General features: G+C 53.8%; 16 protein-coding genes. 11 read left to right on the forward strand and 5 right to left on the reverse strand.

Annotated features, from left to right (window positions below; translation table 11 throughout):
* Positions 1 to 6: 6 nt before the first annotated feature.
* Complete coding sequence (locus LC431_RS14125; RefSeq protein ID WP_370633844.1) at positions 7 to 978, reverse strand: LysR family transcriptional regulator; 972 nt, start codon at positions 976 to 978, stop codon at positions 7 to 9.
* A 110-nt stretch (positions 979 to 1,088) separates the two neighbouring features.
* Here LC431_RS14125 and LC431_RS14130 point away from each other — a divergent pair, with 110 nt between their 5' ends.
* Positions 1,089 to 1,961: a fumarylacetoacetate hydrolase family protein gene (locus LC431_RS14130; protein ID WP_223510008.1), complete on the forward strand. Its 873-nt coding sequence runs from the start codon at positions 1,089 to 1,091 to the stop codon at positions 1,959 to 1,961.
* Between the two features lie 6 nt (positions 1,962 to 1,967).
* On the opposite strand, the gene LC431_RS14135 is transcribed toward LC431_RS14130, so the two are convergent.
* Positions 1,968 to 3,368 carry a PTS transporter subunit EIIC gene (locus LC431_RS14135; protein ID WP_014416613.1) on the reverse strand — a complete coding sequence of 467 codons (1,401 nt, stop codon included), beginning with the start codon at positions 3,366 to 3,368 and terminating at the stop codon, positions 1,968 to 1,970.
* 324 nt (positions 3,369 to 3,692) lie between these two features.
* Here LC431_RS14135 and LC431_RS14140 point away from each other — a divergent pair, with 324 nt between their 5' ends.
* Positions 3,693 to 4,892 carry an enolase C-terminal domain-like protein gene (locus LC431_RS14140; protein WP_223510009.1) on the forward strand — a complete coding sequence of 400 codons (1,200 nt, stop codon included), beginning with the start codon at positions 3,693 to 3,695 and terminating at the stop codon, positions 4,890 to 4,892.
* 10 nt (positions 4,893 to 4,902) lie between these two features.
* On the opposite strand, the gene LC431_RS14145 is transcribed toward LC431_RS14140, so the two are convergent.
* Positions 4,903 to 5,613 (reverse strand): GntR family transcriptional regulator, encoded by a 711-nt coding sequence (locus LC431_RS14145; protein ID WP_037032703.1) that lies wholly within the window; start codon positions 5,611 to 5,613, stop codon positions 4,903 to 4,905.
* A gap of 207 nt (positions 5,614 to 5,820) precedes the next feature.
* Here LC431_RS14145 and LC431_RS14150 point away from each other — a divergent pair, with 207 nt between their 5' ends.
* Positions 5,821 to 6,072 (forward strand): helix-turn-helix domain-containing protein, encoded by a 252-nt coding sequence (locus LC431_RS14150; protein ID WP_013577981.1) that lies wholly within the window; start codon positions 5,821 to 5,823, stop codon positions 6,070 to 6,072.
* A 3-nt stretch (positions 6,073 to 6,075) separates the two neighbouring features.
* On the forward strand, positions 6,076 to 7,371 hold the full coding sequence (locus LC431_RS14155) for a type II toxin-antitoxin system HipA family toxin (RefSeq protein WP_013577980.1): 1,296 nt from the start codon (positions 6,076 to 6,078) through the stop codon (positions 7,369 to 7,371).
* 63 nt (positions 7,372 to 7,434) lie between these two features.
* Here the strand turns inward: LC431_RS14155 and LC431_RS14160 are convergent, their stop codons facing one another.
* Positions 7,435 to 9,912, reverse strand: a complete 2,478-nt coding sequence (locus LC431_RS14160; RefSeq protein ID WP_121019850.1) for a membrane-bound PQQ-dependent dehydrogenase, glucose/quinate/shikimate family — start codon at positions 9,910 to 9,912, stop codon at positions 7,435 to 7,437.
* A gap of 398 nt (positions 9,913 to 10,310) precedes the next feature.
* Positions 10,311 to 11,198 (reverse strand): LysR family transcriptional regulator, encoded by an 888-nt coding sequence (locus LC431_RS14165; RefSeq protein WP_013577978.1) that lies wholly within the window; start codon positions 11,196 to 11,198, stop codon positions 10,311 to 10,313.
* 140 nt (positions 11,199 to 11,338) lie between these two features.
* On the opposite strand from LC431_RS14165, the gene LC431_RS14170 reads away from it, so the two are divergent.
* From LC431_RS14170 to LC431_RS14200, 7 genes are all read left to right on the forward strand, one after another.
* Complete coding sequence (locus tag LC431_RS14170) at positions 11,339 to 12,898, forward strand: ABC transporter substrate-binding protein (RefSeq protein WP_168444320.1); 1,560 nt, start codon at positions 11,339 to 11,341, stop codon at positions 12,896 to 12,898.
* A 93-nt stretch (positions 12,899 to 12,991) separates the two neighbouring features.
* Positions 12,992 to 13,876, forward strand: coding sequence for a dihydrodipicolinate synthase family protein (locus tag LC431_RS14175; protein ID WP_013577976.1), 885 nt, complete (start codon positions 12,992 to 12,994; stop codon positions 13,874 to 13,876).
* Positions 13,873 to 14,823, forward strand: a complete 951-nt coding sequence (locus LC431_RS14180; RefSeq protein ID WP_013577975.1) for a nucleoside hydrolase — start codon at positions 13,873 to 13,875, stop codon at positions 14,821 to 14,823. Before LC431_RS14175 ends, LC431_RS14180 begins: the two co-directional genes overlap by 4 nt.
* A 4-nt stretch (positions 14,824 to 14,827) precedes the next feature.
* Positions 14,828 to 15,790 carry a nucleoside hydrolase gene (locus tag LC431_RS14185; RefSeq protein WP_112197107.1) on the forward strand — a complete coding sequence of 321 codons (963 nt, stop codon included), beginning with the start codon at positions 14,828 to 14,830 and terminating at the stop codon, positions 15,788 to 15,790.
* Positions 15,787 to 16,761 (forward strand): ABC transporter permease, encoded by a 975-nt coding sequence (locus LC431_RS14190; protein WP_014416605.1) that lies wholly within the window; start codon positions 15,787 to 15,789, stop codon positions 16,759 to 16,761. The genes LC431_RS14185 and LC431_RS14190 overlap by 4 nt, the downstream gene beginning before the upstream one ends.
* Positions 16,761 to 17,678 (forward strand): ABC transporter permease, encoded by a 918-nt coding sequence (locus LC431_RS14195; RefSeq protein WP_112151490.1) that lies wholly within the window; start codon positions 16,761 to 16,763, stop codon positions 17,676 to 17,678. The genes LC431_RS14190 and LC431_RS14195 overlap by 1 nt, the downstream gene beginning before the upstream one ends.
* 2 nt (positions 17,679 to 17,680) lie before the next feature.
* Positions 17,681 to 19,480 (forward strand): ABC transporter ATP-binding protein, encoded by a 1,800-nt coding sequence (locus LC431_RS14200; RefSeq protein ID WP_223510036.1) that lies wholly within the window; start codon positions 17,681 to 17,683, stop codon positions 19,478 to 19,480.
* The last annotated feature ends 1 nt before the right edge of the window (position 19,481 follow it).

The following is a 19,481-nucleotide window of genomic DNA, read 5'->3' on the forward strand; positions in this document are numbered from 1 at the left end:
CGGATTTCAGTCTTCCATGATCCGGCGGGCCTCCATCTGCATTTTTTGCCCAACGCTTTTGGTCACGTCGATCACTTTCTGTGTGGCCGGTGAAAGAAACGCACCTTCCAGCCAGGTGATCCCGACCCGGCGTTCCATCACTAACTGGTCGTTATCAATACGGATCAGCCGCGAAAGGAATTCTTCTTCGACCAGAATATTCTCCGACAAAAAGCTCAGCAATCCGCTTTTCGCAATCAGCCCCGGCACCGACGCCAGTGAGCTGATTTCCACTTTCACGTCTGGCGGTGAGCAATGATTTTCATAGAACATTTTATCCAGCCACTGGCGCATCGACACGGTTTTCGCCGGTAAAATCCAGCCATAACGGCTGAGTTCACGCAGGCTGGCGGGTTTACCGGCCAGCGGGTGATCGCGTGACGCGGCGACGATCACCCGGTCGGCGGTTACCGGCAACTGCACCACCGGGCTGTCGTAGTTGACCAGCGGACCGATGATCACATCGATCGCATGACGTTCCAGCAACGTAAAAAGCACATCGTTCATGCCGATCTGGATTTCCAGTTTCATATTCGGCACCTGCGATTGCAGCATTTTGCAGATTTCAGGCAGTAAGAATTGTGTCGCAGAACCTGAGACACCCACGCGAACGATACCGCCCGCGCCGTTGCTCAGTTCATTCATGATTTCCCCAAGCTCAAGATAGGAACTTTGCAGCGCTAAACCACGCTGATAAAGCACCCGTCCCGCCTCGGTCAGTTCCAGCCCGCGACCTGCCCGTTTGAACAGTTTGATGTTCAGTTCTTTCTCTAAACGGGTGATGGATTTCGAAAGCGCAGGCTGAGTTATATTTAAATTTTGTGACGCAAGTCTCAAATTCATTATCTGCGCAGCCGTCAAGAAATACTCTAAATCTCTGTTATTTAACATTGATTCCTGAAATTCATCAATTTGATAATAAAATATAGTAGAAGGCATGAGAGGCAGGGTCAATAATCACGCCAACGTTGTGACCGGCACGCCGTTTTCGCAACACGAACGCCAGCGAATTTACCTGTTTTAAGTAAAATAAGAATCTAAGTGCATCTATGAAAATTGTTAATTTCACCATCAATAAAGACCACACCAAAAGCTTCGGTATCTACCAAGAAGAGGGGATTGTCGACGTCGGCAGTCACTCAGGATGCCGCGATATTAACGAATTCATGGCACGCCATTCACTTGCAGAACTGCAACGCTATGTAGAGTCCCCTGCGGATCTTCAACTGAATGACATCAGTTTCCTGCCGGTTATCGACAGGCCGGGCAAAATTTTCGGCGTGGGCATGAACTACGCGGAAAAACGCAAAGAATTTAATGAAACCAGCGACGCGCCGACATTGTTTGTCCGCTTCGCGGATTCGCAGGTCGGTCACAACGGCACCATCATTAAACCGGCTTCTTCTGAGCAGTTTGATTATGAAGGCGAACTGGCGATTATTATCGGCCGCACGGGCCGCAATATTTCAGCAGAAAACGCACTCGATTTTGTCGCTGGTTACAGCTGCTATATGGATGGTTCAGTACGCGACTGGCAGCATAAATGGTATACCGCAGGTAAAAACTGGCCATCGACAGGCGCATTTGGCCCGTGGATGGTGACGCCGGATGAAGTCGGCGACCCGCAAAATCTGAGTATCAAAACCTGGCTGAATGACCGGCTGGTGCAGGACGACACCACAGCCAATATGGTGCACACCATTCCGCAGATGATTGCCTACATCAGCACCTTCACCCAGCTTTCTCCGGGCGATGTGATCATGACCGGTTCACCGGGCGGTGTGGGTAAAACCCGCGTACCGCCGTTGTTCCTGCATGAGAATGACAAGATTGAAGTGGAAATCGAAAATATCGGGCGTCTGACCAATCTTATTCAGAATGCACCGCTGTCTGAGCTTACGCATTCAAAGACAGCGGCCTGATAAATCTCAGCGCGTTTGATTCACCAAAGGCACCGATTGTTCGGTGCCTTTGTTTTTGACGACCATCAGGTAGGTCAGCGTAAACGACAGCCCCAGTGACAGCACTACGCCCATCAGAATGTAAATGAAATAGGGACCGATGTAAGCGGGCAGGCTGAAAATGCTCGACAGAATATAGCCGTACAAACGCACTCCGAAGAACGCGATAAATGCCGACGCCACGGAACTGCTGATGGTGGTGGCGATAAAGGCTTTTTTGTAGCGCGTCAGCACGCCGAATAATGCCGGTTCGGTGATCCCCAGCAAGCCGGAAATCGCCGCAGAGAGCACCACGGATTTTTGTTCACGGGTTTTAACGTGGAAATAAATCGCAAAGGTGGATCCGGCAATCGCCATGTTGGCCATAAACATCATCGGCATCAGCATGTCCCAGCCCTGATCGGTAAAGTTCTGCAACGCAATTGGCGTCATCGCGTGATGCATGCCGGTGAGGATCGCCACCGGGCGGATCGCGCCGACAATAAAGCCCGCAAACACCGCCGATACATCGAACAATCCCTGGATGCCAAACGCCAGCAACTTACCGAGATAAATCCCCGCCGGACCAATCAGCGTCAGTGACACCAGCGCCGCGATAAACAAGGTCAGCGTCGGCGTAAAGACGGTTTTCAGCACATCCGGCATGATTTTATCGACCCAGCGATGGATGTAACTCAGCGCCAGCACCGAGAAAATCACCGGAATGACGCTTGCCGAATAGTTGAAAACAGACACCGGAAGCACATCCATAAAATACAACGCGGTCGGTGCCCCGGCCGTGTGGCTGGCGAGTGCTTTCGCCGCGTCCATCAGCGTCGGGTACATCAGGCAGGCGGCTACGGCAGCGGCCAGATATTCATTGGTTTTGAAGATCTTCGCCGCAGAAACCGCGAGGAAAAACGGCAGGAAGTAAAATACGCCGCTGGCGATCAAATCGATGATCATCACGGTTTCGCTTTTAGCCGATATGACTTTCAGGGCAATCAGTCCGGCCAGTAAACCTTTAATCATCCCCGCGCCCGCAATGGCCGGAACGATCGGGCCGAACACGCCGGAGACAGTATCCATGAACATCGACACCAGGCTTTTTCTTCCTTTTGTGGAAACATTTCCTGTTGGTGTTTCGGCGTTGCCGCTCACCGGATCCAGTTGCGACACGATGGCCTCGTACCAGACATTCACCTTTGGTCCGATGATGATTTGCACCTGATCACTCTGGCTTTGCGCGCCGAGCACGCCGGGCAGATTTTTAATCTCATCCCAGGCCACTTTATTTTCGTCGCGTAAATCAAAACGCAGGCGGGTCATGCAGTGCCAGACTTTATTAATATTTCCCGCACCGCCCACCAGTTTAATTACCGAGAGCATTATTTCTGTATTCACCCTGAACCCCGCGACGAAAAAATCAATTATTCTTTATTTGAGTGAAGAGGAGTGTAATGAGGGATATTTTTAAAAACAAACCAATAAAACAGGATCCCCGTCACAGAACTTCACTGATCGGTGCTGATTTGGTGCATCATGGTTAAATTGGTCTGTTTTTTGGCGATATTCAGCCATGCTTTCAAACCAAAATAAAAGCCTGAATTTTAGGTTTACAAGCAGGATGAAAATACGTTGAAATAACCTCTATACGAATATTCCCGCCGCCTTTTTGTGAAAAGGAATTACGGCCTTTATTAAGGATTTATCATGCAGCCTGTGCTGATTACTCATATCGAATGTCAGATAACGCGCCCTGATCGTCATAATTTAGTGGTGGTCAGAATTGAAACTGATCGTGGTATTTTCGGTCTGGGCTGCGCGACATTCCAGCAGCGCCCGCTGGCGGTCAAACTGATGGTGGATGAATATCTCAAACCGCTTTTGATCGGCCGCGATGCCAATCACATCGAAGATTTGTGGCAGATGATGATGGTGAACGCTTACTGGCGTAACGGACCGGTGATCAATAACGCCATTGCGGGCATTGATATGGCGCTGTGGGATATCAAAGGCAAGCTGGCAGATATGCCGCTGTATCATCTGTTTGGCGGTAAATCGAAAGATGCCGTCACGGCCTACAGCCATGCGGCCGGTGAAACGCTGGAAGAATTGTACGGTGAAGTGGATCGCTTGCTGGCTGAAGGTTACCGCCATATCCGCTGCCAGCTAGGTTTTTACGGCGGTAATGCGCGTGATTTTCACAGCACCCGCCAACCGACGGCGGGTGCGTATTACGATCAGGATCAGTACATCGACAACACGCTGGCGATGTTCAAAGCGCTGCGTGAAAAATACGGCAATCAGTTCCACATTCTGCACGACGTTCACGAACGGCTGTTCCCGCAGCAGGCGGTGCAGTTCGCCAAAGCCGTCGAGCAGTACCGGCCTTACTTTATCGAAGATATTCTGCCGCCGGACCAGAACGAATGGCTGGCGCAAATCCGCAGCCAGACCGCGGTGCCGCTGGCGACCGGTGAATTATTTAATAATCCGGCGGAATGGAAAGATCTGATCGTCAATCGCCGGATCGATTTCATCCGCTGCCATGTTTCGCAAATCGGCGGCATCACACCGGCATTAAAACTGGCGCATTTCTGTCAGAGCTTTGGCGTGCGACTGGCGTGGCATTGTCCGCCTGATATGACGCCGATTGGTGCAGCCGTGAATACGCATCTGAATATTCATCTGCATAATGCGGCAATTCAGGAATTTGTCGCGTATCCGGCTAACACGCAGCAGGTCTTTCCGGGCGCACGGGCACCGGAGAACGGGTATTTCTATCCGGGAGAAGAAGCGGGCATTGGTGTGGGCTTTAACAGCCAGGCTGCGGCTGAATTTCCGGTGGTGTACCGTCCGCATGAATGGACGCAAAGCCGCCTGCCGGACGGCGTGATCCACACGCCCTGACAACAGGGTGTTACTTCTGGCGGAAAGCCAGATTGTCCTGATTAAACGGGATGACGTAGGTACAGGAATAATCGATGTCGATAATGTCGCTGAACGCATAAACTTTGCCGCCCTGCAAAATGCCTCTGTTGGTAATGTGCATGGCGGCAATGCCTTTTTTACATCCCAGGATGTGCGCCTGTTCTTTATTGACTGTCACCGCCTGATAGCGGGTGAGGGAATGTGAAATCGCATAGCCCTTGCTCAGAACATATTGCTGAATGGAATGTTCGATGGTCTTCTGATTCAGATCACCAAATTCACGGGCAGGCATACGGGAGTATTCAATCTGTACGTTGCGCTGGCTGATACGCCGCAAACGGGTGAATGCCCAGATAAAATCATCCACACTCAGATCGAAAACCTGCTGCTCTTCTTTATCCGGCCGCCGCTTGTGCAGCTCCAGCATTTTAAAGCTGATTTCGGCGAATTTCTTTTCGGTGATCGAGTTGTAGACCAGCGGATTACTGCTCACGCCGGGATTAATGTAAATTCCCGAGCCCTGCACAATGCGCACCGCCCCGATGCTCACCAGTTTTTCCAGCGCCTTGCGCACGGTAAAGCGCGAAACCCCGTATTCTTCCGCTAACTGGCGCTCCGGTGGTAACTTCTCCGGCAGCGATCCGCTGTTCTGATAAATCTTGCTCAGTAAATCCTGAGCGATAAATTCGCTTTTTTTCATGAGGTTTCATCCGTGCGTGGAACAGGTATTTGAGCATGAGGAGGCGGTAGCGGGCAAATTACAGCGTATAAACTGTATTTATCTTTTACAGCTTTCAGGCTGTATTATCCCCTAAAAGGGATATTTTAATTTTATTTGCTTTAAGGGATAAAAGTTGATTTATCCCTTACAAGGGATACACTGAGATTATCCGCCAGGGAGGATAATATGAACATTACATCTGCAAAAATGCTCGCCAATGCGCTGCGTAATGAGCGAAAAAAGCGCAAACTCAGCCAAAGTAAAACGGCTGAAACCATTGGCCTGAAGCAGTCTACGGTTTCTGAGTTCGAAAATTATCCGGACGGTACCCGTCTGGAAACACTGTTCAAATTATTGGCGGCGCTGGATTTAGAGCTACAGATCACGCCAAGGGATAGCAATCCGCAGGAAAAGTGTACCTGGGATCAGGAGTGGTAATACATGGATAAGTTAACGCTCGCATTAAATGGCATTGCTGTCGGTACCCTGGAAAAAGGCGGCAGTGGTGAAATGTCATTTGTTTACCATCAAAGCTGGCTCGATCGCCCCGGAGCCCGCGCCATTTCATTATCATTACCTCTTCAGGCAGATAAATTCCGTGGCGCAGTGGTATACAACTTTTTTGACAATCTTCTACCCGATAACGAACAGATACGCAGCCGTATTCAGGCACGTTTCCACATCCCGACGAAGCAGCCTTTCGATTTGCTTTCGCGGATCGGTGGTGACTGTGTCGGTGCGATCCAGCTCTATCCTGAAGGTGATCAGGTTGCACCTGTCACGGAAATTCATGCCCAACCGCTTGGCGAAAAGGATATTGAGCAGCTTCTGCAGGGATATAAGGATGCACCTTTGGGCATGGAAGCTGACATTGAAGACTTTCGAATTTCTCTGGCCGGTGCACAGGAAAAAACGGCTTTGCTCTGGTATCGCGACCAGTGGCATCGCCCGCAGGGAAGTACGCCTACCAGCCATATCCTTAAACTTCCTATTGGTTATATCGCTAACAATGGCATTGATCTCAGCGAGAGCGTGGAGAATGAATGGTTGTGTCTGAAGATAGCCGAAAAATTTGGATTTCCTGTTGCACGGTCTGAGATTGCCAGTTTTGGCGCTCAGAAGGTGTTGGTCGTTGAGCGTTTTGACCGCCGCTGGTCGCAGGATGGATCCTGGCTGATGCGTTTACCTCAGGAAGATTTTTGTCAGGCGCTGGGTGTTGCTCCCGCATTGAAGTATGAATCTGATGGCGGCCCCGGAATTGCACGCGCAATGAAGCTTTTACTGGGTTCTCAACGGGCGGGGGCGGACAGGGATATGTTCTTTAAAAGCCAGATCCTCTTCTGGATGCTGGCCGCCATTGACGGTCATGCTAAGAATTTCAGTGTTTATATCGAGCCGGGCAGCGCATACCGCATGACACCGTTTTATGACGTGATGTCAGCATTTCCTCTGATGCATCTGCAAGGAATTCCGGCGAAGAAAGCCAAAATGGCGATGGCTGTATTAGGGAAAAACCGGCATTTTCATTGGGACAGAATTCTTCCCCGCCATTTTGTGACGACGGCGCAACGGGTCGAGTACTCGAAAGAAAACGTCTCTGCGATGATGACGGAAATGAAGGAAAAAACTGAGCAGGTGATTGCAGATGTTGAAGCAATAATACCTGCTAATTTTCCGGCAAAAATCAGTGATGCAATTTTTGCAGGCCTGCGCCATCAGGCTGCACGTTTGCCTTAATCTCTTCAATAAAAAAAAGCCCGCCGGTCTGCACCAGCGGGCTTTGTCATTGACTGCGAAATCTTACTTCTGATCAGGCAGTGCGTAGGCGATCACGTAGTCGCCGCGTTCTGCGGACTGACGTGCGCCACCGGCGCTGATGATGATGTACTGTTTACCGGTTTTCGGTGAAACGTAGGTCATCGGGCCAGACTGGCTGCCGACCGGCAGACGGGATTTCCAGATTTCTTTACCGTTTGCGGTATCGAACGCGCGCAGATAGAAATCCTGCGTACCGGCGAAGAACAGCAGGCCGGATTGCGTTGACAGGCTCGCGCCCAGCGTTGGCATACCGACTTCCATTGGCATGCGCATTTTGATGCCCAGCGGACCGGTGTCTTTCACCGTACCGACCGGCACCTGCCAGACGATTTTGCCGGTTTTCAGGTTCACCGCAGACATGGTACCGAACGGTGGTTTCTGGCAAGGAATGCCCAGCGGAGACAGGAAACGCTCGCGGACTGCGCCATAAGGTGTGCCGTCCATCGGTACCAACCCCATCTCGATGCCGCTCGCGCCGGTCGGAACCTGGGCACGCGGAACCATGTAGTTCGCCAGACCCAGACGCATATCATTCACGAACATGATGGCGTTGTTCGGGTCAACCGAGACGCTGCCCCAGTTCATGCCGCCCAGAGAACCCGGGAATTGCAGGGAACGATCCAGACCCGGAGGCGTGTAAACGCCCTGGTGACGCATGCCTTTAAACTCGATGCGGCACAGCAGCTGATCCATTGGTGTCGCGCCCCACATATCAGACTCTTTCAGCGTCTGGTTGCCGATGTTTGGCATACCGACAGAGAAAGGCTGCGTTTTGGAGTAGCGTTCGCCAGGGACATTACCCTGCGGTACTTCACGGTTTTCGACTTTCGCGACCGGCTGGCCGGTTTCGCGGTTCAGCATGAAGATCATGCCTTGTTTGGAGGTCTGCACCAGAACCGGCGTGCTGCCACCTTTCCCGTCCGGCAGGTCATACAGCAGCGGCTGAGACGGCAGGTCGAAGTCCCACAGGTCGTGATGCGTGGTCTGGAAGGTCCAGCGGACTTTACCGGTGGCCACATCTACCGCAACAACAGAAGAACTGTATTTGTCATCCAGCTCGGTACGCGTGCCGCCGAAGAAGTCTGGCGTCGCGTTACCGGTAGGCATGTAAATCAGACCCAGTTTTGGATCGTAGGACATGGCCGACCAGACGTTTGGCGTACCACGGGTATAAGTCTGACCTTCCGGTGGCAGTTTGGTGATGTTCGGATTACCCGGATCCCATGCCCACACCAGTGCGCCGGTGTGCACGTCGAATGCACGCACCACGCCCGGAGGTTCGCCGGTAGAGAAGTTATCCGCTACGCGACCACCGACAACCACTACGTTACCCGCGACCAGCGGGGTAGAGGTTTGCTGGTAGTAGCCAGGTTTCACTTCGCCCATGCCGACTTTCAGATCCACCACGCCGTTGTCACCGAAATCAGCGCAAGGCTTGCCGGTGTCGGCGTTGATGGCGATCAGACGGGCATCAATGGTTGGCAGGAACAGACGACGTTCACAGGTAGCGCTGACGGTACCGCCGGTAGCCGCAGGCGTTTGCGGTGCGTTAGTGGCAGGCGCGGCAGCTTCTGAAGCAGCGGTCGGGCTTGCCGGTTCAGCAGCAGGCACAGCGGCAGGTTGTGCCGCCGCAGCCTGTGGGGCGGCGCTGTTCTCGTAATAGCCCAGCCCGCGGCAACGCTGCCAGTTAGGTGCGGTGGAGTTGGAATCGTAAGACCACAGCTTTTTACCGTCATCCACATTCAGGGCGATCACTTTGCTGTAAGCGGTACACACAAACAGCTTGTCACCGATTTGCAGCGGCGTGTTCTGGTCTTCAGCGCCGGAGCCGTTGCTCTGTGGGATATCACCGGTATGGGCAATCCACGCAACCTGAAGTTTATCCACGTTGGTTTTGTTGATCTGATCCAGTGCAGCAAAACGGTCGCCAGCGGTAGTGTTACCCCAGTTTTCCCAGTTCTTCTGCTCTGCACCTTTATCTACCGGTTTCACCGGCACCTGATCGCTGTCGGCGCTGATGATTGGCGTCGGCACGAAGGTATTACCGAATGCGGCAATCAGCGCAACGGCCAGAACAGCCGCCAGCGAGAAGCCTGGCCCTTTACGCACCACCAGGCCCGCGCGTGCCTGAAGCAACGGATAGGCCAGTGCCACCAGGAAAGCCAGCACGCCGAAAGTGAACAGGCGGGAGAACAGCGGCCAGAACGTGAAGCCCGCGTCCCAGACAGCCCAGATAATAGAAAGCACAAAGGCCACGGCATACAGCCATGCGCCTGACGGCTTACCTTTAAAAATCAAAACGGCGGAAACGATGAGCGCCAGACCCATCAGCAGGAAGTAAACGCTTCCTCCTAATGTGGCCAGGTACGCACCACCGATACCGAGTGTCAGGCCGATGACGACCATCAGCGCACTCAGTAACCAGAGGAGCCACGTCCACTTGTTATTTGTTGTTGGCATGATTTATCTCACTGCATTGGTTTGTAGAAAATAGGTTGTAGAGAACTGTTGATGAAAAGCTGGTACCACTTAATGACCACCCGTTATTAAATGAACCAAATAGAACAATTTCGCGCAAAGAGTAATACTTCTCATCGAGGTTGTGAATGTGTAACGAAGAGTTTGAAATTAGGTAAATTATTATAGATTAGATTATTATTTATGCAGGTAAATTTTATTCATTGATTTTAAAGAATAAAATAAAGTGTTTTATTCGTTATTTTGATAACTGAAGTGTTTGATATACGTTTTTCATCTAATTAAACGTACCAGCCGTCCGCAGACTTCTCACCATAAAGGGGAGAAGGGGAACACGTTGGACTCACTGGTACGATTTTGGCGAACCTGACGGGGGAGTTTTACAAATAGCCTTCAATTAATGTCTTCATTTCTTTGGTGATATGTTCCACCAGACGGCTTTTCGGGATCTGCGGCGGGAAAACGGCGAGATAGGCGATGCTGATATCTGGCGTAAACGGCTTAAGCACGATATCGCTTTTGTGGCTGCGAGCCGTGATGAAATCCACCACACCGATACCCAGATTATTCCCCGCCATCACACAACAATTGTTCAGCGACGTTTCAATCGGGTTATTCATATATAAGTCGAGGCGGCTCATCACCTGATCGAGCTGTTCACGCAGCGGCGTTTTGCGCCCGGGTATAATAGGGCGGTAACGCGTCAGATCCATCGCGGTGACGACATTCTGTTTGGCCAGCGGGTGACGTGGTGACATCACGGCAACGGCATTGGCCCGCGCCAGCATTTCCGCTTCCAGCCCCTTCACATCCGGCTTACCGAAAATGAACCCGACGTCGTACTGATTGCTGGTCACCACATCGGTGATGTGCGTCGTGCTTTCGATATCCAGAAACAGCGAGATATCGTCAATACTCTCAATCAGCGGCGGCAAAATGTGTTCGACGCACAGCGCGGAAAGCGCCGCAACCGTACCAATGCGCAAAACGCTGCCTTTTGAATGACGTATTTCGTCGGCGATACGTGAAATATGTTCAAGTCCGAGATACAAACGCTCGACTTCACGATACAACTTGATGGCATCGTCGCGCGGGATCAACCCGCGTCCGTCGCGGTCAAACAGCTTCAGATCAACCGCATATTCGAAATCGCGGATCAGGCGGCTGACCGCAGGCTGCGTAATGTTCATCATATTGGCGGCGGCGGTCATGCCACCGGTAAGGATCACCTTGTGAAAAGCTTCTACCTGTCTGGGATTAATTTTCATATGCATCCTCAATATCCATAACATTTGTTTATGGATGTAACACAAAATACAATTTTCAATTCAGAAGTCCACCCCCTAGACTCCAGTTTACGATCTGATACACATTGCCTGAAAATCTAAAATAATTAAGGGTTAAATGAATGAGAAAGTCCGTTTTGGCAGGAGTGCTTTCCTCAGCACTGGCCACGCTTTTTGCTTTACAGACCGTACAGGCTGCTGATCTTAATATCGGCCTTGCCGCATCTACCACGTCTATGGATCCGCAGTTTTACGTCGGCGGTGCCAACAGTGCGATGGCACGCAACATATTCGACGGCCTGGTGAATCAGGACGAAAAACAACACATAACGCCAGCGCTTGCAGTGTCATGGAAAGTCATCAACGACACCACCTGGGAATTTGCCCTGCGTCCCGGTGTGAAATTCCACGATGGCAGCGATTTCACTGCCAAAGATGTGATTGCCAGCGTGAAACGCGTGGCGCTGGCCTCAAAAAACAGCCCGAGCGCCTATACGCCGTACGTCAACGATATCGCTGACGTCACCGAAGTGAATCCTTTAACGGTGAGAATTGTCACCAAAGCGCCAACACCATTATTACTTAACAACTTAAGCCGTGTTGCTATTTTACCGGCCCGGCTTGAGACGGTCGGATCGCAAACCCTTAATGAAGGGAAAGATGTCATCGGTACCGGCCCGTTCAAATTTGTCAGCTGGACACCGGACGATAACGTCGTGCTGGCGCGTAACGATCAGTACTGGGGCGGAAAACCGCAGTGGGATAACGTCACCTTGCGCGTGTTCAAAAACCCGAGTGCCCGCGTGGCGGCAATGCGTTCAGGCGACGTTGATATGATTGAAAGCGTGCCGACGGCAGACGGGCGGGATCTGGGCAAACAAGCCAGCCTGCATCTGGAATCTGTCGCCGGTAACCGTATTTTGTATTTACATCCGGATCAGGATCGCGATGTGTCGCCATTCGCCAAAGGGCCGGATGGCAGCAATCCGCTGAAAAAACGCGAAGTGCGTGAGGCGATGTCGCTGGCGATAAACCGTCAGGCGATTGTGGATCGCATTATGGACGGGCAGGGCGTTCCGGCGTCGCAACTGGTGCCGAAAGGTTACTTCGGCTATACGCCGTCGATTGCCGCACCGGTTTACGATCCGGTGAAAGCGAAACAATTGCTGGCGCAGGCCGGTTATCCGGATGGTTTTACGCTGACGTTCCATGCGTCGAATGACCGTTATCCGAACGATTCTAAAATTGCGCAGGCGCTCGGCCAGATGTTCAGCCGCGTTGGCATTAAAACTGACGTCGTGACCATGCCGGGCAGCGTGTATTTCTCCCGTGCATCCAAACGCGATTTCAGCCTGATTATGGGCGGTGCGGCGATTGAAACCGGTGAAGCCTCCGGTGTGCTGGGACCATTACTCGAAACCTTCGGTCCGAACGGCGGACAAGGCAATCGCGGGCGTTACTCGAACCCTGAATTTGATAAAACACTGCTGCAGGCGCGGGAAACTCTCGACGATGGCCAGCGTGAAAAGTTACTGCAACACGCCACAGAGATTGCGATGAAAGACGAAGGCACCATTCCGCTGTTGTTCCTTTCATACACCTGGGCGATGAAAACACCTTATACCTACGTTGGTCGCTCAGATGGCTATACGTTGCCGTACTTTGTCCATAAGAAACAGTAAGTAAACGCAAAGTGCATACCAAACCCAGGCGGGAATACAGCACCAACACCAGGGCTGTACTAAGGTAGTAGTTTACTAAAAGAGAGAGAAGCTATGACTTCTTTTAGCGGTGTGTATCCCTATCTGGTTTCGCCGGTCACTGATGGCGGCCAGATAGACAAACCAGTGTTAACCGCGCTGGTCGAACACCTGATAAACAGCGGGGTGCATGGTCTGACGCCGCTCGGCAGTACAGGTGAATTCGCTTATCTCAATGCAGAACAACGCACGGAGATAGTGAAAATTGTCGTTGAAGCCGCTCGAGGCCGCGTTCCGGTTATTGCCGGTGTCGCAGCCACCACCATTCAGGACGCCGTAGCGCAAACCGCTCGCTACGGCGCGCTGGGTGTCGACGGTATTCTGGCGATCCTCGAGGCCTATTTCCCGGTGCCCGAACAGGGCGTCGAGGATTATTTTCGTGCCATCGCGACCGCAGCCGGAAAGCTGCCGGTTGTGCTGTATACCAATCCGCAGTTCCAGCGTTCTGATCTCAGCCTGCCTGTCATCGAGCGGCTCAGTCACGTGGAAAATATCAACTATATTAAAGATGCCTCGACCAATACCGGCCGGTTGTTGTCGATTATCGAACGCACGCAGGGGCGGATGCAGGTATTTGCCGCATCGGCACACATTCCTGCCTGCGTGATGCTGATTGGCGGCGTGGGCTGGATGGCAGGTCCGGCCTGTATTGTGCCGAAGCAAAGTCTGGCGCTGTATGAGGCCGCGAAGCAGGGCGACTGGAAAAAGGCGATGGAGTTGCAGCGTCCGCTGTGGCGTATCAATGAAATCTTCGCCAAATATTCTATCGCCGGTTGTATTAAAGCCGCGCTGCAATTGCAGGGTTTTGAGGTCGGCGATCCGTTGCCGCCGCAGGTGCCATTAAATCAGGCCGCGCGTCAGGAAATCGCTGACGTTTTACGTTCCGTGGGGGCGCTGTGAAAACCCTGCCGGTGATCATTGACTGCGATCCGGGCATTGACGACGCCATTGCACTGCTCAGCGCGTTCGTCGCGCCGCAACTGAACATTCTCGGCATTTGCACCGTGTGTGGCAATCAGCCGCTGGCGAATACCACACGTAATGCGCTGCAAATTACCGAGCTGGGTTACCGGCTGGATATCCCGGTGTTTGCCGGTTGTCATCAGCCGCTGCTGCGCGCGCCGATCCACGGCCAGTTTCACGGCGAAAACGGTCTGGGTAATACCACCTTTCCCGCGCCACAGAAACAGGCTGACGCCGTTCATGCCGTTAACTTTCTGATCAGCCGCTGTGAGCAGGCGATTGAACATAATCAGCCACTGACGCTGTGCGTGCTCGGGCCACTGACCAATCTGGCAACGGCGCTGCGCATGAAACCTGGGATCACTGAGGGTATTGGTCGCGTGGTGCTGATGGGCGGTGCGTATCGCGAAGCCGGTAACCGCACCATGACCTCTGAATTCAATATGCTCGCCGATCCCCATGCCGCGCATATTGTGTTTTCCTCGGATCTGAACATCACGGTTTTACCGCTCGATGCCACGCATCAGGTGATTCTGACGCCGGAACATGTGGCGAAATTTATCAAAGTCTCCGGGCGGATCTCCGTTCAGTTGGGCGAATTAATGGCGTTCTGGGATCGCAACGACGTGCGCCGTTACGGTTCACGCGGCGGGCCGTTACACGATCCGCTGGTGATTGCTTACGTACTGGCGCCGGAACTGTTCAGCACCGAAAAAGCGCGGGTGTTTGTCGAACACGACAGCGAGTTGTGTATGGGGCAAACCGTCGCTGACTGGTATGGCAAGTCGGGACTGACACCCAACGTTGATATCGTCACGCACGCAGAGGCCGACAAAGTCTTCGCGCTGTTTTACGAACTGCTTTCACGTTATGCCGGGAAATAAAATTATGAGCCAGCGCATCATTATCGATACCGATCCTGGCGTGGATGACGCCATCGCGTTGTGGCTGGCGCTGGCCTCGCCGGAACTGGATGTGCTTGGTGTGACCGTTGTCGCTGGCAACGTGGCGCTGCAAGACACCGTGCGCAATGCCTGCAAAATTGTCGCGTTGTCTGGCAGGACCGCTACGCCCGTTTATGCCGGCGCACCCGGTCCGCTGGTGCGTGAACAGGTTTATGGCAAATACGCACACATTGGCGCGTTCAAAAATGAACTGGTGCCAGACACGGAACTGCAACCGCAGGCCGGACACGCGGTGGATTTTCTGGTGCGGACATTACGACAGGCCGCCGGAGAGAACTCACCGATCACCTTGTGCGTCATCGGTCCGATGACCAATATTGCGCTGGCGCTGGGAATGCACCCGGACGTCGCGCGTGGCATTAAACAGATCGTCACCATGAGCTGCGCCTTTACCGCCCTCGGCCATCGCGTGCCGTGGGCTGAATTTAACGTCTATGCCGATCCGCATGCCGCCGAAAAAGTGTTTAACAGCGGCGTGCCATTGATCATCATGCCGCTAGATATGACTTTTCAGGCGCTGATCAGCGCAGATGATATTGAAGCATTAAAACAGGATGGCGGCCTGCCGGGCGAATCTACTTCTGCTTTACTTAATGCGTTTGACCGCAGTGATCTCAACCGGTTTGGCCGCGAAGGCGGGCCGGTGCATGACGCCACCACCGTCGCGTGGTTGTTGCAGCCAGGCCTGTTTGAAGGCCAGCCCGCGCGCGTGGGCGTAGCGGTTTCCGGTACTACCGCCGGATATACCTACGCGGATTTCTGGAACAAACTGTCGACGCCGCCTAACGCCACGGTCATGCAGAAAGTGGATGAATACGGCTTTTTCAGTCTGCTGCGCCGTGTTTTCTCGCGATACGGCAGCCGCGATGGCGACGCAAACGCATGAGCCGTTACCTGCTCGGGCGTTTCGGGCAAACGTTGCTGACGCTGCTGGTGATGTCGTTGCTGGTTTTCGGCGGCGTGTATCTGGTCGGCAATCCGGTTGACCTGCTGCTCAGCACGACCGCGACGCCTGCTGAACGCCTGAGTGTGATCCAGTCTTTTGGCCTCGATAAACCGGTGTGGGAGCAGTATGGCCTGTTCGTGGTCAATGCCCTGCATGGCGATATGGGTAACTCCTTCATCTACAATCAGCCCGCGCTGCACCTGATTTTCCAGCGTATGCCCGCCACGCTTGAACTGGCGCTGGTGGCGTTTGTGCTGGCGCTGGTGACCGGCATTCCGCTCGGCGTATACGCCGGTCTGCGCCCTGACGGCTGGTTATCGAAGTCGATCATGACCGTCTCAATTTTAGGCTTCAGCCTGCCGACGTTCTGGATTGGCCTGATGATGATCATGCTGTTCAGCGTCAAACTCGGCGTGCTTCCGGCCTCCGGGCGCGGTGCCACGGTAGACATTTTCGGCGTCCCCGTCAGTCTGTTTACCGCCGACGGTCTCGCGCATCTGATCCTGCCCGCCCTGAATCTGGCGCTGTTTAAAATCTCGCTGATTATCCGTCTGACCCGCGCGGGTGTGCTCGAATGCCTGCAACAGGACTTCATCCGTTTCGCCCGCGCCAAGGGTTTATCGGAAAGCCGCATCGTGCTGGTTCACGTATTGAAAAACACCCTGATCCCGCTGATTACCGTCATCGGCCTTGAGCTGGGCTCGCTGATTGCTTTCGCAGTAGTCACTGAAACCATTTACGCCTGGCCGGGCATGGGCAAGCTGATCATCGATTCTATCGCCGTACTCGACCGCCCGGTGATCCTGGCGTATCTGATGATCACCGTGGTGATGTTCAGCCTGATTAATCTGCTGGTGGATGTGCTGTATGTGCTGGTGGATCCGCGCGTCCGGCTGGGGGGCGAAAACTGATGGCGTCTGATTCCGTACATTCGCGCAGCGCTGTTCAGGGCAAACCGCATTCCGCGTTTTACCACACCGTGCGTGCGCTGCTGCGCAACAAATTCTCCTTATGCGGTCTGATCATTTTAGGTATCGCCATTGTGCTGGCGGTGCTGGCGCCGTGGATCTCGCCACAAAATCCGTACGATTTATCGCAGCTCGACATCATGGATGGCCGCCTGAAACCGGGCACCACCAGTATGAGTGGCATGATTTACTGGCTGGGCACTGACGATCAGGGGCGCGATTTGCTGAGCGCGATTTTGTACGGCACGCGAACCAGTCTGCTGGTGGGTGTCTCCAGCGCGATGATTGCGCTGACCATTGGCGCAGCACTGGGGCTGATCAGCGCTTACGTTGGCGGCAAAACGGACGCACTGATCATGCGTATTGTCGATATCCAGCTCAGCTTCCCGCCGATCCTGATTGCGCTGATTTTGCTGGCGGCACTCGGGCAGGGTGTCGATAAAATCATACTGGCGCTGGTGGTCACGCAATGGGCGTATTACGCACGCACCATTCGCGGCTCGGCGCTGCTCGAACGCCGCCGCAGCTACGTGGACGCTGCGCGCAGCATGGCGCTTTCCAGTCCGCGCATTCTGTTCCGCCATATTCTGCCCAACTGCCTGCCGCCGCTGATTGTGGTGGCGACCATGCGTATTGCTTACGCCATTATGCTCGAAGCCACGCTGTCGTTTCTTGGCATCGGTTTGCCGGTGACCGAGCCTTCGCTCGGCCTGCTGATTGCCAACGGTTTTGATTACCTGATGTCCGGCGATTACTGGATAAGCTTCTTCCCCGGCGTCACGCTGCTGGTACTGATCGTCGCCATCAACTTAGTGGGTGACGCCCTGCGCGATATCCTCAACCCGCGGAATAAAGATTGATGATGCAACCCCCGGTTTTACAGGTCGATAAACTGAATACCGCGTTTTCCGTGGGCGGCGAATGGCTGAATGTGGTGCGGGACCTTTCGTTCTCGATTGGCCCGAAAGAAACGCTGGCGCTGGTGGGCGAATCCGGTTCGGGTAAAAGTGTGACGGCGATGTCCGTCATGCGTTTGCTGGATGAAAAGCAGACCCGTTATTCCGGCAACATCCGGTTTGACGGTCAGGATTTACTGAGTCTCAACCGTTCGCAGATGCAAAGCATTCGCGGCAACCGCATCGGCATGATTTTTCAGGAGCCGATGACCAGCCTGAATCCGGTGCTGAAAATCGGCGTGCAAATCACCGAAGTGCTCAAACGCCATCGCGGCATGGACGATAAAACCGCGCGCGCCGAAGCCGTCCGGTTGCTGGAGAAAGTACGTATTCCGGCGGCCACCGCACGACTCAATGAATATCCGCTGAGTTTTTCCGGCGGCATGCGTCAGCGCGTGGTGATTGCTATCGCGCTGGCCTGTAATCCGCGTTTGCTGATTGCGGATGAACCGACGACGGCACTGGATGTCACCATTCAGGCGCAAATTCTGGCGCTGATCAAATCCTTGCAGGAAGAAGAGGGCATGTCCGTGCTGTTCATCACCCATGATATGGGCGTGGTGGCGGAAGTGGCGGATCGCACGCTGGTGATGCACCGTGGCGAAGCCGTGGAACAGGCAACCACGCGGGAAATCTTCCATCATCCCACACTTCCTTATACGCGCGCGCTGCTGTCGGCGGTGCCGCGACTGGGCGCGATGAACGGCGTGGCGCTGCCGAAACGCTTCCCGCTGACCGACAGCCAAACCGGCGAAGTGCTGCCGGTGGCGGAGTCTGTCGATACGCTGCGCACCGGTCAGCCGGTGCTGGAGGTTAAAAATCTGGTGACGCGTTTTGATGTCAGATCCGGTCTGCTGCGCCGTGTTTCTGCCCGGGTGCATGCGGTGGAGGATCTGTCATTCAGCCTGCAACCGGGCGAAACGCTGTCACTGGTGGGGGAATCCGGCTGCGGGAAATCCACCACCGGACGCACGATTTTACGTCTCACGGAAGCGACTTCCGGTGATGTGCTGATCCGCGGGCAGGATATCCGCCGGGCTGACAGTGCACGGCTGGCGGATATCCGCACCCAGGCGCAGATGATTTTTCAGGATCCGTATGAAAGCCTGAACCCGAGAATGCGCATTGGTCAGGCGATTGCCGAACCGATGATAAGCCTCGGCTTGCATGATGCCGCCAGCGCCAGCATTCGCGTGGCGCAACTGCTGGAACAGGTCGGCTTGCAAAGCAATATGGCGACGCGCTTTCCGCACCAGTTTTCCGGCGGTCAGCGGCAGCGTATCTGTATTGCCCGCGCACTGGCGCTGGAGCCGAAAATGATCATCGCTGATGAAGCCGTGTCGGCGCTGGATGTGTCAGTCAAAGCGCAGGTGATTAATCTGATGCTCGATCTGCAACAGGAACTCGGGCTGGCGTATCTGTTTATTTCGCACGATATGGCGGTGGTCGAGCGCATCAGTCACCGTGTGGCGGTGATGTATCTGGGCGAAATCGTCGAAATCGGTTCGCGTGCCGATATCTTCGAAAACCCGCAACACGCCTATACCCGCAAACTGCTGGCCGCCGTGCCGGTGCCCGACCCGGATGTTCACCGCACACGTCCCGTGGTACCGGAAGAGCTTGCCAGCCCGCTGCGCTCAGCCACTTATCAGCCGCCGGTGCGTAATTACCGCGAAGTCAGCAACGGTCACTTTGTACAGCTATAAC

It is taken from the genome of Rahnella sp. GSA61A, assembly GCF_019969905.1.
In the GTDB taxonomy this organism is placed as follows: domain Bacteria; phylum Pseudomonadota; class Gammaproteobacteria; order Enterobacterales; family Enterobacteriaceae; genus Rahnella; species Rahnella aceris.